This window comes from Xanthomonas maliensis (assembly GCF_009192945.1).
Taxonomy (GTDB): Bacteria; Pseudomonadota; Gammaproteobacteria; order Xanthomonadales; family Xanthomonadaceae; genus Xanthomonas; species Xanthomonas maliensis.
In genome coordinates this window covers 1-2,025 of the sequence record NZ_NSET01000074.1, presented here as the reverse complement: position 1 = coordinate 2,025, position 2,025 = coordinate 1, and the positions used below count along the sequence as shown (strand labels likewise).

The following is a 2,025-nucleotide window of genomic DNA, read 5'->3' as shown; positions in this document are numbered from 1 at the left end:
GCGGGCGATCAGCGCCTGGTGGCTTTCCTCATTGGCCAGGACCATCCGTTGGCGCCACCGGCCGAGGGCTTGCGTGCGCAGTTGCAGCTCAGCCTGGCGGACTACATGGTGCCGAGCGCTTTCGTCGTGCTGGCGAGCTGGCCGTTGACGCGCAATGGCAAGCTGGATCGCAAGGCGCTGCCCGCACCGGATGCGGACGACTACGCACACCAACAGTATGAGGCGCCACAAGGCCCGTTGGAGCAGACCCTGGCCGAGATCTGGCAAGCCGTGCTGGGCGTGGAGAAGGTGGGGCGGCACGACAACTTCTTCCAGCTGGGCGGGCACTCGTTGCTGGCGGTGACGTTGGTGGAGCGCATGCGGCGGCAAGGGCTTGGTGCCGATGTGCGGGTGCTGTTCGGGCAGCCGACGCTGGCAGCGCTGGCGGCGGCAGTGGGGGCCGAGCAGGCCATTGAAGTGCCCGCCAATCGGATCCCGCCGGGCTGTCAGCACATCACCCCGGCGCTGCTGCCGCTGGTGGACTTGTCGCAGGACGCGATCGATCAGATCGTCGCCCGCGTGCCTGGCGGCGCTGCCAACGTGCAGGACATCTATCCGCTGGCGCCCTTGCAAGAGGGTGTGTTGTACCACCACTTGGCCGCCCGGCAGGGCGATCCCTATTTGCAGTCGGTGCAATATTCGTTCGACTCCCGCGACCGCCTTGACCATTTTGCAAAGGCACTGCAACAGGTCATCGATCGCCATGACGTCTTGCGCACCAGCGTGGTATGGGAGCGGCTGGATGCACCTGTGCAGGTGGTCTGGCGGCAGGCCCCACTGAGCGTTGTGCTTTTCCAACCCGAGCTGTCTGCTGTCGATGCCATTTCGCAGTTGCAGTCGCACCTGGATCCTGTGCGTTATCGCCTGGATCTGTCGATCGCTCCACTGCTGCAGCTGCACTGCGTCTACGATGCGGCCTGCGATCGTTGGATGGCGATCCTGCTGATTCATCACCTGGTCTACGATGCGGCGACGATGCATGTCTTGCACGCAGAGCTGCATGCTTGCTTGTCAGGCCACGGTGATCGGTTGGAACCATCGATTCCGTATCGCAACTACGTGGCACAGGCACGTCTGGATGGCCGTCAGGCCGAGCGGGAAGCGTTCTTCCGCCACTCGCTGGGAGATTTCGAGGTGCCCAGTCTGCCTTACGGCCTGCAGGACATCCATGGCGATGGCCGGCCTGCCGAGCAGGCGGTACAGACGCTGGAGATGGAGCTATGCAGTCGGTTGCGTACCGCTGCTGCCCAGTTGGGGGTGACCCCCTCCAGTCTGTATCACCTGGCCTGGGCGCAGGTGCTGAGCCAACTCTCGGCGAGCGACGATGTGGTGTTCGGGACCGTGCTGCTGGGACGCATGCATGCCGGACTGGGGGCGGATCGTGCGATCGGCATGTTCATCAATACCTTGCCGGTGCGCGTCCGCGTCGGGATGCAGACCGTAAGCGATGCGGTGAAGACCGTGCATGCGCAGCTCAGCGGCTTGCTGTCGCACGAGCAGGCGGCCTTGAACGAGGTGCAACGCTGCAGTGGCGTGGCACCGCCGTCCCCGTTGTTCACCGCACTGCTCAACTACCGTTCCCGGCAGCAAGGGGGTGCCGAGCCGCTCGCCGCGTGGCCTGGCATCGAGATGCAGACGACGTTGCGCAGCAATCACTATCCGGTGGTGCTGGAGGTAGAGGAAACCGATGCGGGCGTCCAGTTGATCGGTCATCTACCTGCGGGATTCGATGCAGCGCGCCTGTGCATCTACATGCAGGTTGCGTTGGCGCAGCTGGTGGAGGCATTGGAGCGTGCGGACGATCAGCCGGTCGCGCAACTGCGCGTGCTGCCGGACAGCGAGCGTCAGCACTTGCTGAGCTTCAATCCCGCCCAGATGCCGACCGTGCCGCAGCTCACCATCGCGGCGATGGTCGAGCAACAAGCCGCCAGGACCCCGGGTGCGGTGGCCGTGGAGTGCGGTAACGTGCAGGTCACCTACGCCACG

The 2,025-nt window shown here is 64.7% G+C and carries 1 protein-coding gene; it reads left to right on the top strand.

Annotation, left to right across the window (positions count from 1 at the left end; all coding sequences use genetic code 11):
* Positions 1 to 18: 18 nt before the first annotated feature.
* Positions 19 to 2,025, top strand: a 2,007-nt coding sequence (locus CKY51_RS20320) for a condensation domain-containing protein (protein WP_244952561.1), incomplete at its 3' end; no start/stop codon positions are given.